The organism is Pseudomonas sp. C2B4, from assembly GCF_013359695.1.
Lineage (GTDB): Bacteria > Pseudomonadota > Gammaproteobacteria > Pseudomonadales > Pseudomonadaceae > Aquipseudomonas.
Window position 1 is genome coordinate 83232 of record NZ_JABFMU010000014.1, and the last position, 18941, is coordinate 102172.

Genomic DNA, 18941 nt, shown 5'->3' on the forward strand with positions numbered 1-18941 from the left:
TGGGAGCGATCTCGCTCGCGAATGCCGTGTGTCATCCAATTAAGATGTCGACTGACATATCGCTTTCGCGAGCGGGCTCGCTCCCACAAAGATCCATTGACAGTCCCGGTAGCGATTAGCAACAGGCTTTACAGCGCGATTTGCTCTAAGCCCTATCACCTGTAGGGTTAACTCCTTCCTATACTGCGTCTTAAGGTCGCATACAAATCCAGACCTATTACTTACTTGGCCGCATTGGCCCGTAGGCGCTCCACTGGGGGGCGACGGTAAAAACAAGAGGAGTGACTGGCATGATCCATCACGTAGTGGGGCTCTTCACCCACCCTGACCAAGAATGGAAAGAAATCCGTGGCGACCAGGAGGAAAGCATCAGCCACATGTACCTGACGCACACGCTGATTCTGGCGGCGATCCCCGCCGTGTCCGCGTTCATCGGCACCACACAGGTCGGCTGGGTGATTGGCAATCGAGCGCCGGTGATGTTGACGATGGAAAGCGCCCTATGGATGTCGATCATGTCGTACCTGGCGATGCTCGGCGGCGTTGCCGTAATGGGTGCGTTCATCCACTGGATGGCTCGCACTTATGACGCCAACCCTAGCCTGGCCCGCTGCATTGCATTTGCGACCTATACCGCAACACCGTTGTTCATTGGTGGTCTGGCGGCGCTGTACCCACACTTGTGGCTGGGGATGATCATCGGCACCGCCGCGATCTGCTACACCGTCTACCTGTTGTATGTCGGATTACCGACGTTCATGAACATTCCAACTGACGAGGGCTTCCTGTTTTCCAGTTCGGTGCTCGCCGTAGGCCTGGTGGTGCTGGTGGCCATCATGGCGTTTACAGTTATTGTCTGGGGACTCGGCGTGGGGCCGGTCTACACCAACTAGCAACTCACCACCCAAAAACTAGATCTGCCAACACAGGCCGCCGCAAGGCGGCCTTTTAATGCTTGAACAACAGGCGCGGCAACGACCATTCGGCGCTTGGGCGATTCGCAAGGCCCGGGGGTTGCGGCATACTCGACGTCTCTGGAGATCCATCAAGCATGCTCGAGCAACTCAATACCCGCGTCGAAGACTGTTTCCAACAAGCCGAATCCTTTTTCAAACGACCTTTCAAACGCCCCGTGGTGAGCCTCAAGCTGCGCGGGCAAAAAGCCGGCGTTGCGCACTTGCATGAGAATCTGCTGCGCTTCAACCCGCAGTTGTACCGCGAGAATACCGAAGACTTCCTCAAACAGACCGTGGCCCACGAAGTCGCGCACCTGATCGCCCATCAACTGTTCGGCGACCGCATCCAGCCCCATGGCGAAGAGTGGCAATTGATCATGCGCGGCGTGTACGAACTGCCGCCCAATCGTTGCCACACCTACGACGTCAAACGCCGCAGCGTGACCCGCTACATCTACAGATGCCCATGCCCAGACAGCGATTTCCCGTTTTCGGCCCAGCGCCATGGCCTGGTGCGTCAGGGGCGGCGGTATTTATGCCGGCGGTGCCGCAGCACGTTGGTGTTCAGTGGGGAAATGCGGGTCGAGTAAGCATTGCTTTGCTTGTAACGGCCCCTTCGCGAGCAGGCTCGCTCCCACACTGGATCTATGTCTCACTGAAGATCCCCTGTGGGAGCGGGCTTGCCCGCGAAGAGGCCGGTCCAGGCGCTAGAGAATCACCTTGGCGCGCCGCAATGCTTCAATCCGCTCAGCCCCAAACCCCAACTCCCCCAACACCTGATCCGTATGCTCCCCCAACGCTGCGCCAATATGCCTGGGCTGCGGCAATCCTTCGGAAAACTTCAACGGGCAAGCCATCTGCGCCTGGCTCGAGCCATCGCCACGCGGCACCTGGGTCACCAGTTCCCGTGCCCGCAACTGCGGATGTCCCACCGCTTCCCCAAGGCTCAACACCGGCTCGACACAGGCATCCAGCTCGGCAAACAGCGCGCTCAACTCGGTAAAGTCATGCTTCTCGAATTCGACCCTCAGCGCATCCTTGAGCTTCTTCTGCTGCGCCGGTTGTGGTGACAGGCCCAGGCTCGCCAGTTCTTCCAGCCCCAAGGCCACACACAACTGCTTCATAAAGCCCGGTTCCAGGCTGCCCACCGAGAGCCAGCGTCCATCCCGCGAGCGGTAATAGTCGTAGAAGCTGCCGCCATTGAGCACCTGGTCTTCCCGCCCCGGTTCGATACCGCAGGCCAGGTACCCGGCACCGGCCATGGCGTTCAGGCTGAAAGCGCAGTCGGTCATGCTCACATCCAGATGCTGCCCTTGCCCGGTTTGCTGCCGGGCGATCACCGCCGCCAGCAGACCGATCACGCCGTGAAGCGAACCTCCGGCCACATCCGCCACCTGCGCGCCCAAAGGCAACGGACCACTGTCGACGCGGCCGGTGTAGCTCGCCAGCCCGGCCAGTGCCAGGTAATTGATGTCATGGCCAGCGCGATCCTTGTAGGGACCGGTCTGGCCATAGCCGGTGATCGACACATAAATGAGCTTCGGATTGATCGCCTTCAAGGCCTCATAACCCAGGCCCAGGCGCTCCATGACGCCGGGGCGGAACTGCTCCAGCACGATGTCGTAGTCCTTGAGCAGCTGCTTGATCACCTCCAACGCCTCAGGTTGCTTGAGGTCCAGGGCCAGGCTGCGCTTGTTGCGATTGAGGTAGGCGTGGCTGGCCGATACGCCTTGATCATGGGGTGGCAGCACGCGCAGCAGGTCCATGCGGGTCGGCGATTCAATGCGCAGCACCTCGGCGCCCATGTCCGCCAGCAATAACGAGGCGAATGGCCCCGGCAGCAATGTCGAGAAATCCAGAACCTTGAGTGATGCCAGTGGACCGAGCATGAATGTTCCCCCTGAATGATGCCCCCAGACTAGGCAGCCCGGCGCACAGGAGCAATCACCTTATGTGCCAGTGACGCTGACAGTTGCGCTCACGTCGCAGGCAATAAAAAACCCGCCGAAGCGGGTTTTTCATGACATCAAGGCTTACTTGGCGTTCGACGGGGTTGCCCCTTCGACGTGGCCCAGAACATCGTCTTTAGGCTCGTCGGCAATGCCGCGACCGCCAGATGCCAGCTCCGCTTGCAGCACGTCGGTGTCCAGCTCCTTGACCCACTTGGCCACAACGATGGTGGCAACGGCGTTACCGATCAGGTTGGTCAGCGCGCGGGCTTCGGACATGAAGCGGTCGATACCCAGGATCAGCGCCAGGCCGGCAACCGGCAGGTGGCCAACGGCGGACAGGGTGGCCGCCAGAACGATGAAGCCCGAACCGGTCACGCCAGCGGCGCCTTTGGAGGACAGCAGCAGCACCACCAGCAGGGTGATCTGGTGGGTGATGTCCATGTGGGTGTCGGTGGCCTGGGCAATGAACACGGCCGCCATGGTCAGGTAGATCGCCGTACCGTCGAGGTTGAACGAGTAACCGGTCGGGATCACCAGACCCACGACGGATTTCTGCGCGCCCAGACGCTCCATCTTGATCAGCATGCGTGGCAGCACCGATTCCGAAGAAGAAGTACCCAGCACGATCAGCAGTTCTTCACGGATGTAGCGGATCATTTTCAGCACGCTGAAACCGTGCATGCGGGCAATGCCACCCAGCACGATCAGGATGAACAGCAGGCAGGTGATGTAGAAGCAGGCCATCAGTTGACCCAGTTGCACCAGCGAGCCGACACCGTAGGCACCGATGGTGAAGGCCATGGCACCGAAGGCACCGATGGGCGCTAGCTTCATGATCATGTTGATGATGTTGAACATCACGTGGGCGAAACGATCGATGAAGTCCAGGATCGGCTTGCCATAGGCGCCCAGGCGATGCAGGGCGAAACCGAAGATCACCGAGAACATCAGCACTTGCAGGATGTCGCCCGTGGCGAACGCACCGACGATGGTGCTCGGAATCACGTTCAGGAGGAATCCGACGACGCTCTGATCAGCACCGGCAGCGACATATTGAGCGACTTTCGAGGCATCGAGCGTGGTGACGTCGATATGCATGCCATTGCCCGGCTGCACGATGTTGACCACCACCAGACCGACCAGCAGGGCGATGGTGGAAACGATTTCGAAGTAAAGCAGCGCATAACCGCCGGTCTTGCCGACCGATTTCATGTCCTGCATGCCAGCGATACCGCTGACGACGGTGCAGAAGATGATCGGCGCGATGATCATTTTGATCAGCTTGATGAACCCGTCACCCAGCGGCTTTACGGCCACACCGAGTTGTGGATAGTAGTGACCGAGCAAGATACCGATGACAATTGCAACGATCACCTGGAAATACAGGGATTTGTACAGTGGCTGACGAGTCGTCATTGCAAAGTTCCTCAAGAGTGCACGCTGACAACATCCATCTGTTGCCCACGCCACCTCATTTGCGAACCCTCCTGCACTGGAGGGATTTGTTTTTTCGAGCTGCGCGACGGCAGGCATCTGCCAGTTGTATCGCAAAGCCCGTGCCACCTTCCGCGAATCCCCTGCAAGCCTTTTGATATCAGGGGTTACAGGTTTTCTCTTGCCACCGAACGGTCACGACGCAGTGGCGGATTTCCGCCCTTGAGCCAAAACACATCCTGCAATTTGGCGGATATCCGCCTTGTTCATCATCTGAAACCACGGCTACCATCCGTCGTTCAATGGACGGATTTGCCGGTTATGCGCGAACGCACCATCGCCAGTCATTTCGCCCGTGCTGTCCTGCGCGGCGCGCAACGCAAGGGCTACGATTATTCGGGTCTGTTACAGCAATTGGGGATCAGTCCCGAATTGCTCGACGAGCCGCGGGCGCGTATCGCACCGGAGCAGTTCACCCAACTGATCCAGGCACTTTGGCTGGCACTGGACGACGAATACCTGGGTTTTGGGCAAGCGCCGAGCAAAGCGGGTAGCTTCGCGATGATGTGCCATGCGGTGATTCACTGCCGCAATCTGGAGAAGGCACTCAAGCGCGGCATATTGTTTTATAGCCTATTCCCCGGCGCCCCGCGCCTGACCCTGACGCGCGAAGACGAAATGATTCGCCTGAGCCTGGACGATTCGCCGCTCTGGGACCCGGACCACTTCCTCACGGAATATCTGTTGGTGATCTGGCACCGTTTCGGCAGCTGGCTGATCGGCCAACGCATTCGCCTGGAGCAGGCCACATTCAGTTATCCGCGGCCTGAACACGGGGCGGAATACGATTTGCTGTTTTCCTGTCCGCTGTATTTTCTTACCGAGCAAAACACCACGACGCGCAGCAGCCTGCTGTTTCACAGTCGCTACCTTGATATGCCGCTGCTGCAGGACGAGCGCACCCTCAAGCATTACCTTGAGCGCTCGCCGGCCGATCTGCTGTCGCGACCGGATGACGGCCACAGCCTGAGCAGTCAGTTGCGGCGTTTACTCAGCCGCGACAGCTCGCCCTGGCCAGACCTGGAAGCCGTGGCCGCGCACCTGCACATCAGCCCACAGACATTGCGTCGGCATCTGCGCGAAGAAGGCACCAGTTTTCAAGAATTGAAGGATCATTTGCGCCGCGACATCGCGATCTACCACCTGAGTCGCAACGATCTGCCCTTGCAGCAGATCGCCGAGCAGCTGGGTTTTTCCGAGCCGTCGGCGTTTCATCGGGCGTTCAAGAAGTGGACGGGGCTGACACCGGGGGCTTACCGGGCGCAGGAAAGCTGAGATTTGCGGAGGATTGACGGGCCCCTTCGCGAGCAGGCTCGCTCCCACAGTAGATCTCCAGTGTTCACATATTTTGTGTTCACAGCAGATCAAATGTGGGAGCGAGCCTGCTCGCGAAGAGGCCAGTGAGAGCACAATCCATTCAGGATCACACCACCGGAAACTGAATCCGGAACGCCGCCCCGCCCATGGGTGAATCGCCCAACGTCAGTTTGGCGCTGTAGCTTTCGATGATGTCCTTGACCACCGCCAGGCCAATGCCTTGCCCGGGATGTTGCCGATCCAGCCGCTCACCTCGTTGCAGGATTCGCGCACGCTGGTCGGGCGGTACGCCGGGGCCGTCGTCTTCGACGCACAGCTCTATACCACTCATCGTCTGCCGCACGCTGATGCGCACTTCGCCCAGGCACAGGCGATAGGCGTTCTCCAGCAGGTTGCCCATCATCTCCAGCAAGGCGCCCTGCTCGATCGGCACGTAACACTCCTGCGGCAAATCCAGCGCCACGCGCACGCGCTTGTCACGGTAGACCTTGTCCAGCGTGTCGCACAGGCTTTGCAGCACCGGTTGCAGGCGTACCTGATGACGCACCAGACCGCTTTTACGCAGGCTGGCGCGCTGTAATTGGTAGCTGATCTGCTGGCTCATGCGCTCGATCTGGGTTTGCAGCACCCAGGCCTGATCGCGGTCTTCGGGGCGTTGCGCCATGTCTTCGCTGACACCCTGGAGCACCGCCAACGGAGTTTTCAGGCTGTGCGCCAGATCGTCCAGGGAATCACGGTAACGACTGCGCTGTTCGCGTTCACTGTGCAACAGGCGGTTCAGAGAGCCGGTCAGGCGCAGCAGTTCGCGGGGATGTTGTTCGCTGAGGCTTTCGCGGGCACCGCTTTCGATTTCGTCCAGTTCCTGGCTGAGCCGGCGCAATGCCTGCAAACCCCAGGTCAGGCCGATCCAAAGCAGCGCCAGCAGCACCAGCAACGCCGCGCCGAAGCCCAGATAAAGGTTTTCCCGCAGGCCCTCGAGGGTCTGTTCGTACTCGCGAACCGGTTGCAGCGCGACAATACTGAATGCCGCACTCTTGCCGCCCAGCAGCTTGACCTCGACGTCATAGACGAAGAATTCCTGCCCATTGGCTTCACTGATTCGCGCGAACTCATTACCGCGCCCGTCGTAACGCGGTTTGTAATTGATGTGCTCTTCCTGCGTGGCCTTTGAACGCCAGACCAGGTGACCTTCACGGTCGTAGATATAGCCGAGCAAACGACTGTCAGTGAGGTTGAAGCGTTCGTCGGGCAATTGCGCCGGCATCTGCAGGTGATTGTTCTCCACCCGGGCGGCAGAGATCAGGGTGGTCACGTCGGACGCCAGGCGCTGCTCGATGGAATCCTGCAACGCCAGGCTGAACGCACCCTGCATCGCCGGCAGCAACGCCAGCATGAACAACACCGCCAGGAGTGTGGCGGCGAGCATCAAGCGGACGCGAAGAGAACGAATCAAGTGCAGCGCTCATTGAACAGGTAGCCGAGGCCGCGAACGGTATCGATCGGCTTGAACCCGGCCGGCCCATCGAGTTTGCGCCGCAGGCGACCGACCAGCACTTCGATCACGTTCGGATCGCGCTCGTCGTCATCCGGGTACAACTGCTCCATCAGGCGGTCCTTGGCCACCACTTGCTGGTGATGACGCATCAGGTATTCGAGGATGCGATATTCATAGGCCGTCAGCGCCAACGGCTGATCGTCGAGGGACGCCTGTTTGCGATTGAGGTCGAGGACCAACGGCCCGGCGACGATAGTCGACTGGGTGAAGCCACTGGAACGGCGCAACAGCGCATTAAGTCGAGCGTCGAGCTCCTCGAACTGAAACGGTTTGACCACGTAGTCGTCGGCCCCGGCGGCAAGGCCTTCAACCTTGTCCTGCCAGTTGCCGCGCGCGGTGAGGATCAGGATCGGAAAAGTCTTGCCCCGCGAACGCAACTGGCGGATCAGATCGAGGCCACTCATACCCGGCAGACCGAGATCGATCACCGCCAGGTCGTGGTTGAACTGCTCGGTCTGATACAACGCCTCCTCGGCATTGGCCACGGACTCGACCACATGACCGCTTTCCGTAAGGCGGGTTTGCAGGTGATGGCGCAACAGCGCTTCATCTTCGACGACCAGCAATTTCATAACGTTCTCCTGCAACCCAACCACGCCAGAGGCACACACGCTTCGGCGGTAAACATCACGACGGCTGGGTGACAGCTGTCGGGTAAGACACATCGTAGCGGCCCATGAGGTCCTCCTGAAGTTTAATGCCATTGTGCGAGACCGACACCTTGTCATAGGTGGCGCAGTAACTGTTCTGCCGGCTTTGTTGGGCCAGATGCACACCCCAGGGACTGTCATGAGCGACCACACCGCCCACGTTCGAATATTTCAGGACACCGGACTTTTTGACTTTATCGCCGGTCTGTCCAGATATAAGCCTGGGGTTATCGTCAGTCGCATGGGCGGCAACACTGACGCCCAGGACGGTGAACGCCAGAATCAGGTTTTTCAAGCCAGTCATAGGGAGTTACCTCATGCGCGGTTCGCTTTTTGGTAGCGCCAAGGTTACTGGCCCCGCCCTGAACTCCCCCTGAACGCAATCTGAACCTAAGCTGAATCAACCCGATCCGATTGTTCCGACTAGAATCAACAGGAGATCCAATCATGCGCATGTTCCTCGCTTTCCTCTTGCTGGCCTTGAGCGGGCTCAGCCAGGCCGCGATCAAAACCCAGGAAATCCCCTACCAGAGCGCCGACGGTACGAAGCTGATCGGCTATTACGCCTACGACGACGCGATCAAGGGTCAGCGTCCCGGTGTCGTGGTCGTGCATGAATGGTGGGGCCTCAACGACTACACCAAGCGCCGCGCCCGCGACCTGGCCGCCCTGGGCTACAGCGCCCTGGCCATCGATATGTATGGCGATGGCAAGAACACCGAACACCCCAAGGACGCCATGGCATTCATGCAGGCGGCCACAAAAGACAGTGCGGCATCCAGTGCGCGCTTTCTCGCGGGGCTCGATTTGCTGAAGAAACAACCGCAAACCGATCCGAACAAAGTGGCCGCCATCGGTTACTGCTTCGGCGGCGCGGTTGTACTGAATGCCGCGCGCCAAGGCGTGCCGCTGGCCGGGGTGGTGAGTTTCCATGGCGCGCTGGCGACCACTGCGCCGGCAACGCCGGGCAATGTGAAAGCGAAAATCCTGGTCGAACATGGCGCGCTGGACAGCATGGTGACGCCCGATAGCGTTGCCGCCTTCAAGGCCGAAATGGACAAGGCCGGCGCCGACTACAAGTTCGTCAGCCTCGACGGCGCCAAGCACGGTTTCAGCAACCCTGACGCCGATCGCTTGAGCCATGGCGATCATGGCGGGCCGGACATTGGTTACAACAAAGCGGCGGATGAAAAGTCGTGGGCGGATATGCAGGCGTTTTTCAAAAAGATCTTCAGTTGATTGGCTAAACCCTGTGGCGAGGGGATTTATCCCCGTTCGGCTGCGCAGCAGTCGTAAATCCGGCGATCGCAGTTTCCTTGCCAAAACGCGGTTGCAGGTTTTAGGGCTGCTTCGCAACCCAACGGGGATAAATCCCCTCGCCACAAAAGCTCTCAGTACTACCCAGTCTCAAGGCAACCCGGCAAAATGCCCGACATGAATTCCGTCCCCGCCCTGCCCGCCTGCTGCACGCCCCTCGATGCCCACTGGCCGCTGCCGTTTGTGCTGCCCGATACTGTGCTGTTGAGTACCCATTTCAATGCTTCGCAACTGCTCAGCGATGATTTCCAGCGCAGCGCCATCGAGGCGCCAGCGAGCATCCAGCGCTCCGTCGCCAAACGCCAGGCGGAATTCCTCGCCGGGCGAATCTGCGCCCGGGCCGCATTACAGCAGCTGGAAGGCCTGAACTTCAGCCCCGCCATCGGCGAGGACCGGGCCCCGCTCTGGCCTGCGCATATCACAGGGTCGATCACCCACAGCACCGGCCGCGCCGCCGCCATCGTCGCCAGGAAAAACCACTGGCGCGGCTTGGGCATGGACCTGGAAAACCTGCTCAACGCCGAACGCGCCGAACGCCTGACCGGGGAAATCCTCACACCGCCCGAGCTTGCGCGCATGTCCGCTGGCCGTCGCGATCAATTGGCGCTGCTGGTCACCCTGACCTTTTCAGTGAAGGAAAGCCTGTTCAAGGCGCTCTATCCGATCGTCCGGCAGCGGTTCTACTTTGAACATGCCGAAGTACTGGAATGGAGCGAGGCCGGTGAGGTGCGATTGCGACTGCTGACGGACCTGTCCAGTGAATGGCGCAACGGCACTGAGCTGGATGCGCAGTTTGGGGTCAAGGATGGGCAGTTGTTGAGTCTGGTCAGTATCAAGGCCTGAAAATCTTCAGTGTCCATTTCGGCCCCTTCGCGAGCAGGCTCGCTCCCACACACAATTCACTGTGGGAGCGAGCCTGCTCGCGAAGACGGCGGAACATTCACCGCACCTCTCAACGCCTCTCCTGATTCCTCGGCCAGCTCAAGCTGAAACAGGCCCCGCCCAGGCTTTTGCTCTTGCCGATCAACGCCCTTCCGTCATGCCAATGGATGATGCGGCGAACAATCGACAAGCCCAATCCGTGCCCACCTGAAGCGCGGGTGCGGCTGTCATCCAGGCGCAGGAATGGAGTGAAAATTTTTTCCCAGGCGATTTCCGGCACGCCCGGCCCATCATCCTCGACATCGACACGGCAACGCTGTTGTCCCACCTGGTAGCTGATGGTCACCCGTGACTGCGCGTGGCGCATGGCGTTGCTGACGAGGTTTTGCAGCGCCCGATGCAGGTAGCGCGGCTCGGCCTCGACCCAGGCATCGTCACAATCGGCGGCCGACAGACACAAGCCCCGCTGCACCGTGACATCGGCGCGCAACGGCGCCAGTTCCTCGATCACCTGATTGACCAGCGCATCCAGGTCGATACGCTGAAAATTCAAGGCCGGCGAGCCTTGCTCAAGTCGCGCATAGGTCAGCATCTCGTCCACCAGACGGTCGAGATCCTCGATGTCGTGATCCATGCCCTCGCAGTACTTTTCCAGGGCCTGTGGCGTGGTGGCCGAGCCGATCATCTCCAGGCCAAAGCGCAAGCGCGCCACCGGCGTGCGCAATTCGTGAGACACAGCGCGCACCAGTTCACGCTGGATCGCCAGCAGTTGCTGCAGGTGCTCGGCCATGCCGTTGAATGCCGACGCCAGGCGCCCCACGGAATCCGCGCCGCGCGTTGGCACGCGGGTTTCTAGGCTGCCCTTGGCGATGCGCGTGGCCGCGGCTTCCAGACCGCGCAAGCGGCGCTCCAATTGACGCACCAGCAGGTAGACAATCAAACCGATCAGGGTCAGGCCCAGCGCGGCGATCAGCACCAGCCACTCCGGCGGATAAGGATTCATCTGATACAGCGGGCCGATTTCCAGCACCCACGGCGTGCCAACCATGCCGGCGAACACCCGGATCGAGTCACCGCCCTTGCCCAGGGCCATCACCGTATCGCCTTCAGAGATCCGGCGACTCTGGTCTTCGTCCATGTCGGCGTCCTGCACCGTGACCAGCCGCAAGTCGAAACCAAAGCCCTTGTCCTGCTTCAATTGCGCCAGGCGCACCGGTTGCTCGCCCACCGGGTAACGCACCAGTTCGTCGGTCAGCAGGTAAATCGTCGCCCGGGCCAGTTGCTCGCTGATCTGCTGCACTTCCCCCGTGAGTACCAGCTGTTCCTTGTCGCTGACCAGGCGGTAAACCTTTGCCGCGTGCGGACCGGTCTGCTCCACCAAGGCCTGGCCACGCAGCACGCGGGTACGCTGGGTGAGATCGAGGTCGGTCTCGTTGAACGTCTTCAGCGCCAGCGGAATCCCCAGCAACCGCTCCCACACCAGCAGCGCCCGGTGGCGCTCGGTCTGGTTCATCGGTTGCAGGTTGTCGGCCATCAGCGAGAAGGTGCCGTGGGCCAGGCGCTCGCGATATTGTTCGCTGCGCACCTGGTTCAGCATGTGCAACGCCAGCACCCCGAGCACCGCCACCAGAATCAGCGCAGCACACATGCCGCCGTAAATACGCAGGAAGATCGAGTTCACAGGGACGGGTCTACGCAGGCCTCGGGAACAAACAGGTAGCCTTTGCTGCGCACGGTCTTGATCAGCCGCGGATGCTCCGGGTCATCGCCGATTTTCGGGCGGATGCGCGAAATGCGCACGTCGATGGAACGGTCCTGGCCGTCATAGCCGATGCCGCGCAATGCGGTGAAAATCTCTTCCCGCGACAGAATTCGCCCGGCGTTGGCCACCAGCAGCCACAGCAAATCGAATTCGGCGCTGGTCAGTTCGATGCCGTTGTCGTTCAGCCAGGCTTCGCGTAAAGCGTTGTCCACCACCAGCGGGCCGAACTGCAGGCGCCGTTGTTTTTCCGGGGCGGCTTCGGGCGCTTCGCTGCGTCGCAACAACGCCTGGATGCGTGCCAGCAACAAGCGCGGGCGCACCGGTTTGCATACGTAGTCGTCCGCGCCCAGGTCCAGGCCAAGGATCTGGTCGGTGTCGTCGCTGCGCGCGGTGAGCATCAGGATCGGGCCGTCATAACGATCGCGGACCTTGCGGCAAATGCTCAGGCCGTCTTCGCCGGGGAGCATCAGGTCGAGGATCACCAGGTCCGGTTGCTCCTTGATGATGCGCGCCGCCGCCAGGGCGCCATTGCCCTCGATCGACACACGCAGGCCATTGGCTTGCAGGTAATCACGGGTCAGTTCGGCCAGACGCTGGTCGTCTTCGACAATCAATACCTGCCAGGCTTCTTGCTCCACGGATGACCTCTGCTTGCCAATAACACTAATAAGGAAGGATCCACCCGTCTTTTTGTAATGATGGGGTGGTTAAATTGACTGAATGCTGGCCGATTGTATAAACGTCGCCCGCACAGAACACAAGCCGGTAAATGCGTTCGGACACCGTCGTTTTTTGTGATAGGGTTCGCGCCCTTAAAAATCCGTCCGGCCGTTTTCGATCGTTGAAAAATGATGAAAAAAGGCCCGGTCCAGCAGCATCGCGGCCTACACGCCGATTCGCTCTTTCACACACAATTTACGCACAGGTTTATCCACAGGTAGTACGTTGCAATCCCCCCCTAAAACGCATTATCTTGTAGCCCAGCGCCAAAAAAACCCTAGATGTAGGGTTTCGCGCAAAAAACCAAACACAAACCGAACACCAATTTCAAGCGCTTTTCTTGCCACTGTCCGGTTGAACCAAACGTATTTTCGAAAGACCAAACCGCGCGCGCGGATGGCTACTGTATTTCGGCCCTTAGCGGTGAAAACGGTACGGGTGTTGCAGTCCCAACTGTCACCTAAAAGGACCCCGGTCTCATGCCCCAGGCACGAGACCAAAGACTTCGGCATGGAAGCGGCGCCCAATAGCACCCCTTCCTACTGTCCCGAAGTTGTTATGCCCGGCATTTGCCGGTTGTAGTGCTTCAGGACGGAACGGTGGGCACCTCGATGGTGCCCAAACAAACATAGAGAACGTGGAGACACCCATGCAAACCGACACAACTCGCGAGAACCCGCAGGGCACCTTGCCGCAGGCCGCCGATTCGAATTCGGATCTGTCCGCCACCGCGCCTGGCCAACTGCGCGTGATCAAGCGTAACGGCACTGTCGTTCCTTACACCGATGACAAAATCACCGTCGCCATCACCAAAGCGTTTCTCGCAGTTGAGGGCGGCACCGCTGCCGCTTCGTCGCGAATCCACGACACCGTTGCCCGCCTGACCGAACAGGTCACTGCCACCTTCAAGCGTCGCATGCCATCGGGCGGCACCATCCACATCGAAGAAATCCAGGACCAGGTCGAACTGGCCCTGATGCGTGCCGGCGAGCAAAAAGTGGCTCGCGACTACGTGATCTACCGTGACTCCCGCGCCAAGGAACGTGCTGCGCACACTCCGGCCGAGGAAGCGGTCAACGCTCACCCTTCGATCCGCATCACCCGCGCCGACGGCAGCCTGGCGCCGCTGGACATGGGCCGCCTGAACACCATCGTCACCGAAGCGTGCGAAGGCCTGGAAGAAGTCGACGGCGAGCTGATCCAGCGCGAAACCCTGAAGAACCTGTACGACGGCGTGGCCCTGAACGACGTCAACACCGCCCTGGTGATGACTGCCCGTACCCTGGTCGAGCGTGAGCCGAACTACTCGTTCGTCACCGCCCGCCTGCTGATGGACACCCTGCGTGCCGAAGGCCTGGGCTTCCTCGGCGTCGCCGAAAGCGCTACCCACCACGAAATGGCCGACCTGTACGCCAAGGCCCTGCCTGCCTACGTCGCCAAGGGTGTGGAATACGAGCTGCTGAACCCTGAGCTGGCCAGCTTCGACCTGGAAAAACTCGGCAAGGCGATCAACCACGAGCGCGACCAGCAGTTCACCTACCTGGGCCTGCAAACCCTGTACGACCGTTACTTCATCCACAAGGATGGCGTGCGTTTCGAACTGCCGCAGATCTTCTTCATGCGCGTGGCCATGGGCCTGGCGATCGAAGAGAAAGACCGCGAAGCCCGTGCCATCGAGTTCTACAACCTGTTGTCGTCCTTCGACTACATGGCCTCGACTCCAACCCTGTTCAACGCCGGCACCCTGCGTCCACAGCTGTCGAGCTGCTACCTGACCACCGTGCCGGATGACCTGTCGGGCATCTACCACGCGATCCACGACAACGCCATGCTGTCGAAATTCGCCGGTGGCCTGGGCAACGACTGGACGCCGGTTCGTGCGCTGGGCTCGTACATCAAGGGCACCAACGGCAAATCCCAGGGCGTCGTGCCGTTCCTGAAAGTGGTGAACGACACCGCCGTTGCCGTTAACCAGGGTGGCAAGCGCAAAGGCGCTGTGTGTGCCTACCTGGAAACCTGGCACATGGACATCGAAGAGTTCATCGAGCTGCGCAAGAACACCGGTGACGATCGTCGTCGTACCCACGACATGAACACCGCCAACTGGATCCCTGACCTGTTCATGAAGCGTGTCTTCGATGACGGCAAGTGGACCCTGTTCTCGCCATCGGAAGTGCCGGACCTGCACGACCTGACCGGCAAGGCCTTCGAAGAGCGCTACGAGTACTACGAAGCCCTGACCGAATACCCGGGCAAGGTCAAGCTGTTCAAGACCATCCAGGCCAAAGACCTGTGGCGCAAAATGCTGTCCATGCTGTTTGAAACCGGCCACCCATGGCTGACCTTCAAAGACCCGTGCAACCTGCGCAGCCCGCAGCAGCACGTTGGCGTGGTCCACAGCTCGAACCTGTGCACCGAGATCACCTTGAACACCAACAAGGACGAGATCGCCGTTTGCAACCTGGGCTCGATCAACCTGCCGAACCACATCGTGGGCGGCAAGCTCGACACCGCCAAGCTGCAACGTACCGTGAACACCGCCGTGCGCATGCTCGATAACGTGATCGACATCAACTACTACTCGGTGCCGCAAGCGAAGAACTCCAACTTCAAGCACCGTCCGGTCGGTCTGGGCATCATGGGCTTCCAGGACGCGCTGTACCTGCAGCACATCCCTTACGGTTCCGATGCTGCCGTCGAGTTCGCCGACAAGTCGATGGAAGCGGTCAGCTACTTCGCGATCCAGGCTTCCTGCGACCTGGCCGACGAGCGCGGCTCGTACGAGACGTTCCAGGGTTCGCTGTGGTCCAAAGGCGTCCTGCCACTGGATTCGCAACAGATCCTGATCGAGGCCCGTGGCCAGAAGTACATCGATGTCGACCTCAACGAAACCCTGGACTGGGCACCTGTGCGCGCCCGTGTGCAGAAAGGCATTCGTAACTCGAACATCATGGCCATCGCACCGACCGCGACCATCGCCAACATCACCGGCGTTTCGCAGTCGATCGAACCGACCTACCAGAACCTCTACGTGAAATCGAACCTGTCGGGCGAATTCACCGTGATCAACCCGTACCTGGTTCGCGACCTCAAGGCTCGCGGCCTGTGGGACTCGGTCATGATCAACGACCTGAAGTACTACGACGGTTCCGTGCAGCAGATCGAGCGCATCCCGCAAGAGCTCAAAGCGCTCTACGCAACCGCGTTCGAAGTGGACACCAAGTGGATCGTCGACGCGGCAAGCCGTCGTCAGAAGTGGATCGACCAGGCTCAATCGCTGAACCTGTACATCGCTGGCGCATCGGGCAAGAAGCTGGACGTGACCTACCGCATGGCTTGGTACCGTGGCCTGAAAACCACTTACTACCTCCGTGCCCTGGCCGCGACCAGCACCGAGAAGTCGACCATCAACACCGGTAAGCTGAACGCTGTTTCCAGCGGCGGCAACCACGGTGACGACTCGGTCCTGGCTGCTCCAGCCGGTCCTGCTCCAGTGCCGAAGGCCTGTGCCATCGACGAGCCGGATTGCGAAGCTTGCCAATAAGCTGAGCCGGTAAGCGCTGAAAGGCGCTGCCCCCAACCCCCCGATGAGCCTTTGGCTGATCGGGGGTTTTCTTTTGCCTGTCGGAATGTGGTGTCTGCCCCCACATTTGTGAACGCCAGAGATCCACTGTGGGAGCGAGCCTGTTCGCGAAGAGGCCAGCACAGACAGCCGAAACCTCAGCCCCTGACAAAAATCACGACCATAAAAAAACCCCTCTTGCGAGGGGCTCTTTATGCAGCAGTACGAACCATCAAGTCATCTGAATGATGGTCTGCATGATGGTGCTCTGGGTGGAGATCGTCTTGGCGTTCGCCTGGTAGTTACTCTGCGCCTTGATCAGGTCGACCAGTTCATTGGTCACGTTGACGTTGGACTCTTCCAGGGAGTTGGACGCGATCGAACCCAGGGTGCCGGTTTCCGGGGCGTCGTAGCCCGGAATGCCCGACGCGTAAGTTTCTTTCCAACTGGTGCCGCCTACAGGCTGCAGACCCTGTTCGTTGGTGAAGCTGGCCAATGCCAGCTGACCGATCGGCTTGGTCTGGTAGTTGCTGAAGTTGGCCAGCATCACACCGCTGCCGTCGATGGTCAGGTTGGTGATCTGGCCTGTGGCGTAGCCGTTCTGCGCAGGAATCGAACGCGCGGTGTCGGCGTTGAACTGGGTGGTGTTGGCCATGGAAATGGTCACACCCGCCGGGTCGGCGGCGGCGCCGTTGGCTGCCCATACACCATTGGTCACTTTGCCCGGCGTCCAGTTCGTGATCTTCAAATCACTGCTGATTACCGGAGCACCCGGCGGGTTCGGCGTGCTGACCGATACCAGCTTACCGCTGGTATCGAAGGACATGGTCGACGCAACCGGCGGTGTTGCTACGGCCTTGGGATCGCTGCCATCGGGGTTGCGACCATCAATCAGGGTGTAGGTATCCCAAGTGTTCGGCCCCGTCTTGACCATGTATTGATCCATGGTGTGCTGGTTGCCCTGAGTGTCAAAAATCGGGGTGCTGAACTGGTGGGTGAAGGTTTCCTGCTTGGACGGATCAAACTTGTTGGCTGCAACGGTCTGATCGATGATCGGTGCCGTCGAGTTCAGGTTGATCGTCGACGAAACCGAGGTAGTGGATTTCGGCGCCAGGTTGGACGTGTCAATGCGCAGATCGGTCAACACGCCGTTGACGATCTTGCCATTGGCATCCACGCCATAACCTTGCAGGCGCGCGGTGCCGTCGGTGTTGGTGACGTAGCCTTCCTTGTCGACCTTGAACGTACCGGCACGGGTATAGGACAGCGAACCGTTGTTGTTCAGTACGAAGAAGCCCGAACCGTTGATGCCCATGTCCAGCACGTTGCCGGTGTTGCTGATGTCACCCTGGGTGAACTGCTGGGAAACGTTGGCCAGACGCACACCGCTACCGGTGGTCTTGCTGCCCGAACCCAGTTTGGTCGCCGAGTACACATCTTCGAATTCCGCACGGGACGACTTGAAACCGGTGGTCGCAACGTTGGCGATGTTGTTGCCGGTTACGTCCAGTTGTTTGTTGGCTGCATAGAGACCGCTAAGGCCGATGTTGAAAGACATATTCCACTCCTTTATGCCGCGTTAGTCGGCTCTATATACCAATGGTTTGCACTTTGGACAGGGCAACACTGCCCAGCCCGGCCAGATTGAGCATCAACTCACCGCCGGTCTGGCTGATGGTCACGCTGTTGACGGTCGCCGGCAGGTTAGTGACCAGCGCCACGCTCTGGTCATCGATGGTCGAGTTCGCTGCGAAGGTGTAGGTACCGGATGCCACCGGGTTGCCGGCATCGTCCTTGCCATCCCAGGTGAAGCTGGCATTGCCGGCTTTCTGGTCGGTCAGCTCGATGGTACGAACGACTTTGCCGTCCTTGTCCGTGATCTTCAGGGTGGTCGAGGCCACCGATTGCGGGATTGAGATCGACCCGGTCAGGCTCTTGCCACTTTCGATCACAGCCTTGTCGCCTGGCGCAATGACCGAACGGCCCACCAGCGACGAGGCCTGCAATGCCTGGGACGAGCCATAGTTGCTGGCGATGCCGGAGACAGTAGTGTTGAGCGTGGTAATGCCTTCCAGACTACTGAACTGCGCCAGCTGCGCCACGAACTCGCCGTTGCCCTGGGGCTCCAACGGGTTCTGGTTTTTCAGTTGCGTCACCAGCAATTGCAGGAACGCGTCCTTGCCCAGGGCCTTTTTGCCGGTGGCACTGTTCGCCGCCGAACCCAGGGCGTCAGTATCCTTGGTCGTCTTGATCGAGGAATTGGCCAGGATGTCGTTGAGGCTCAAGCCACTGGTGGTATCGGAAACACTCATCTGAGTCGCCCCTTATCACTGACCGAGGGTCAGGACTTTCTGCATCATGGTTTTGGCGGTGTTCATCATTTCGGCGTTGGTCTGGAACGAACGGCTCGCGGAAATCATGTCGGCCATTTCTTCCACCACATTGACGTTCGGGTAGTAGACGTAGCCCTTGGCATCGGCCGCCGGATGGTTCGGCTCGTAGCGCGCCTCAAGGTTGCTCTGGTCTTCGACCACGCCCAGCACCTGAACGCCTTGACCGGCCGCGTCCTGGTTCTGGAACAGCGAATCGCTGCCGCCACTCTGGCCGCCCTGGAACATGGTGGCGAATACCGGGTGACGCGCACGGTAGGTCTGGTCGATGCTCGACGAGACCGTCTCGGCGTTGGCAATGTTCGAAGCGACGGTGTTCAAGCGAGTGGTCTGGGCACTCATGCCGCTACCGGCAATGTTGAAAACACTGGATAGAGACATGAC

Annotated in this window: 16 protein-coding genes; 6 read left to right on the plus strand and 10 right to left on the minus strand. The window is 59.8% G+C overall.

All coding sequences use genetic code 11. The features are described 5' to 3' along the window. Window positions 1–290: 290 nt before the first annotated feature. Both HNQ83_RS12295 and HNQ83_RS12300 read left to right on the plus strand, forming a co-directional pair. Window positions 291–893, plus strand: coding sequence for a Yip1 family protein (locus HNQ83_RS12295; RefSeq protein WP_175389200.1), 603 nt, complete (start codon window positions 291–293; stop codon window positions 891–893). Between the two features lie 158 nt (window positions 894–1051). After that, on the plus strand, window positions 1052–1546 hold the full coding sequence (locus HNQ83_RS12300) for a SprT family zinc-dependent metalloprotease (RefSeq protein WP_175389201.1): 495 nt from the start codon (window positions 1052–1054) through the stop codon (window positions 1544–1546). A 117-nt stretch (window positions 1547–1663) separates the two neighbouring features. Here the strand turns inward: HNQ83_RS12300 and HNQ83_RS12305 are convergent, their stop codons facing one another. Further along, window positions 1664–2845, minus strand: coding sequence for a CaiB/BaiF CoA-transferase family protein (locus HNQ83_RS12305; RefSeq protein WP_175389202.1), 1182 nt, complete (start codon window positions 2843–2845; stop codon window positions 1664–1666). A gap of 144 nt (window positions 2846–2989) precedes the next feature. Beyond that, on the minus strand, window positions 2990–4324 hold the full coding sequence (locus tag HNQ83_RS12310; protein ID WP_175389203.1) for a dicarboxylate/amino acid:cation symporter: 1335 nt from the start codon (window positions 4322–4324) through the stop codon (window positions 2990–2992). Between the two features lie 339 nt (window positions 4325–4663). On the opposite strand from HNQ83_RS12310, the gene HNQ83_RS12315 reads away from it, so the two are divergent. Next, on the plus strand, window positions 4664–5677 hold the full coding sequence (locus HNQ83_RS12315; RefSeq protein WP_175389204.1) for an AraC family transcriptional regulator: 1014 nt from the start codon (window positions 4664–4666) through the stop codon (window positions 5675–5677). 148 nt (window positions 5678–5825) lie between these two features. Here the strand turns inward: HNQ83_RS12315 and HNQ83_RS12320 are convergent, their stop codons facing one another. Genes HNQ83_RS12320 through HNQ83_RS12330 form a run of 3 tightly spaced genes read right to left on the minus strand, consistent with a single transcriptional unit; the run spans window position 5826 to window position 8228 of the window. Then, entirely contained in the window at window positions 5826–7172 is a 1347-nt protein-coding gene (locus tag HNQ83_RS12320) for an ATP-binding protein (protein WP_175389205.1), read from the minus strand. Then, a complete protein-coding gene (locus tag HNQ83_RS12325) occupies window positions 7169–7846 on the minus strand; it encodes a response regulator transcription factor (protein WP_175389206.1) in 678 nt (225 codons plus the stop codon). The genes HNQ83_RS12320 and HNQ83_RS12325 overlap by 4 nt, the downstream gene beginning before the upstream one ends. Before the next feature lie 55 nt (window positions 7847–7901). After that, on the minus strand, window positions 7902–8228 hold the full coding sequence (locus HNQ83_RS12330; protein WP_175389207.1) for a hypothetical protein: 327 nt from the start codon (window positions 8226–8228) through the stop codon (window positions 7902–7904). Between the two features lie 143 nt (window positions 8229–8371). On the opposite strand from HNQ83_RS12330, the gene HNQ83_RS12335 reads away from it, so the two are divergent. Together HNQ83_RS12335 and HNQ83_RS12340 are read left to right on the plus strand one after the other, a co-directional pair. Next, window positions 8372–9163 (plus strand): dienelactone hydrolase family protein, encoded by a 792-nt coding sequence (locus tag HNQ83_RS12335; protein WP_175389208.1) that lies wholly within the window; start codon window positions 8372–8374, stop codon window positions 9161–9163. Window positions 9164–9358: 195 nt separating this feature from the next. Further along, entirely contained in the window at window positions 9359–10084 is a 726-nt protein-coding gene (locus tag HNQ83_RS12340) for a 4'-phosphopantetheinyl transferase (RefSeq protein ID WP_218585538.1), read from the plus strand. Window positions 10085–10193: 109 nt separating this feature from the next. On the opposite strand, the gene HNQ83_RS12345 is transcribed toward HNQ83_RS12340, so the two are convergent. Together HNQ83_RS12345 and HNQ83_RS12350 are read right to left on the minus strand one after the other, a co-directional pair. Then, the gene (locus HNQ83_RS12345; RefSeq protein WP_175389210.1) at window positions 10194–11804 is read right to left on the minus strand and encodes an ATP-binding protein; all 1611 of its coding nucleotides are present in this window, start codon (window positions 11802–11804) and stop codon (window positions 10194–10196) included. After that, window positions 11801–12523: a response regulator gene (locus tag HNQ83_RS12350; protein ID WP_175389211.1), complete on the minus strand. Its 723-nt coding sequence runs from the start codon at window positions 12521–12523 to the stop codon at window positions 11801–11803. Before HNQ83_RS12350 ends, HNQ83_RS12345 begins: the two co-directional genes overlap by 4 nt. 731 nt (window positions 12524–13254) lie before the next feature. Between HNQ83_RS12350 and HNQ83_RS12355 the strand changes: the two genes are divergently transcribed. Continuing rightward, a complete protein-coding gene (locus HNQ83_RS12355; protein WP_175389212.1) occupies window positions 13255–16149 on the plus strand; it encodes a ribonucleoside-diphosphate reductase subunit alpha in 2895 nt (964 codons plus the stop codon). Window positions 16150–16399: 250 nt separating this feature from the next. On the opposite strand, the gene flgE is transcribed toward HNQ83_RS12355, so the two are convergent. Genes flgE through flgC form a run of 3 tightly spaced genes read right to left on the minus strand, consistent with a single transcriptional unit; the run spans window position 16400 to window position 18938 of the window. Then, window positions 16400–17725, minus strand: coding sequence for a flagellar hook protein FlgE (gene flgE, locus HNQ83_RS12360; RefSeq protein WP_175389213.1), 1326 nt, complete (start codon window positions 17723–17725; stop codon window positions 16400–16402). A gap of 31 nt (window positions 17726–17756) precedes the next feature. After that, window positions 17757–18479: a flagellar hook assembly protein FlgD gene (flgD, locus tag HNQ83_RS12365; protein ID WP_175389214.1), complete on the minus strand. Its 723-nt coding sequence runs from the start codon at window positions 18477–18479 to the stop codon at window positions 17757–17759. Between the two features lie 15 nt (window positions 18480–18494). Then, window positions 18495–18938, minus strand: a complete 444-nt coding sequence (gene flgC, locus HNQ83_RS12370; RefSeq protein ID WP_007937507.1) for a flagellar basal body rod protein FlgC — start codon at window positions 18936–18938, stop codon at window positions 18495–18497. Between the last annotated feature and the right edge of the window lie 3 nt (window positions 18939–18941).